General features: G+C 35.0%; 1 pseudogene. It reads left to right on the top strand.

Annotated features, from left to right (window positions below):
- Nucleotides 1-617 (top strand): annotated as a pseudogene (locus tag PQ474_RS26235) (fructose-bisphosphatase class III); the annotation flags it as partial.

Genomic DNA, 617 nt, shown 5'->3' with positions numbered 1-617 from the left:
GGGGACAGAACATTTTGTTAGTGATTTACACGGGGAGTATCAAGCCTTTCAACATGTGCTCCGAAATGGTTCGGGGAACATAAAAGGGAAAATAGAAGACCTTTATAAAAAGTTATTAACTGAAAAAGAGATTAAAGAATTTGCAACATTAGTTTATTATCCGAAGAAAAAATAAAGTTAATGAAGAATGATTTTGATAATGAAAGAGAATTACATCAATGGTACACAGTGATTATTGAGCGTATGATTAATCTCGTTTCTTATGCTTTTTCTAAATATACTCGTTCGAAATTACGGAAAGCATTGCCTAATCAGTTTGTTTATATTATAGAAGAACTCCTATACAAAACGGATGAATTCACAAATAAGGAACCTTATTATACAGAAATTGTCCAGCAAATTATTTCCCTAGGTCAAGCTGATAAGCTCATTATAGGTCTTGCTTATACGACTCAGCAATTGGTTGTTGACCATCTTCATGTAGTGGGCGATATTTATGATCGCGGACCCGAACCTGACAAAATTATGGATACTCTCATCAATTATCATTCTGTTGATATTCAATGGGGAAATCATGATGTCCTTTGGCTAGGGGCCTTCGCTGGATCCAAGGTTTG

The organism is Halalkalibacter alkalisediminis (assembly GCF_028610705.1).
Lineage (GTDB): Bacteria > Bacillota > Bacilli > Bacillales > Bacillaceae_D > Halalkalibacter > Halalkalibacter alkalisediminis.
Note: the sequence above shows the minus strand (reverse complement) of the source record. Positions and strands in the feature narration are given on the sequence as shown.